Raw genomic sequence first — 260 nt, 5'->3', positions numbered from 1 at the left:
AGTGAGATCAATGTTGCCAAAACTACCGCAGCAGAATTAAATGTAGAAAATATACACTACGTCATTCAACCGGAGGAATTTCTTCAGGAACTTCCAAAGATTATATGGCATTTGGATGAACCTGTCGCTGATCCTGCAGCTGTTCCTCTCTATTTTTTGGCAAGAGAAGCAAGAAAGCATGTGACTGTTGTTCTATCGGGGGAAGGAGCGGACGAGCTGTTTGGTGGCTATACAATCTATAATGAACCTCGCTCATTAAG

Annotated in this window: 1 protein-coding gene; it reads left to right on the top strand. The window is 42.3% G+C overall.

Going from position 1 to position 260, the window contains the following annotated elements; all coding sequences use genetic code 11:
• Window positions 1–260, top strand: a 260-nt coding sequence (locus ICJ84_RS16650) for an asparagine synthase-related protein (RefSeq protein WP_241748786.1), incomplete at both ends; no start/stop codon positions are given.

The organism is Aestuariibaculum suncheonense (assembly GCF_014596935.1).
GTDB lineage: Bacteria > Bacteroidota > Bacteroidia > Flavobacteriales > Flavobacteriaceae > Aestuariibaculum > Aestuariibaculum suncheonense.
The sequence above is the reverse complement of the archived record's forward strand: the minus strand, read 5'-3'. Positions and strand labels throughout refer to the sequence as shown.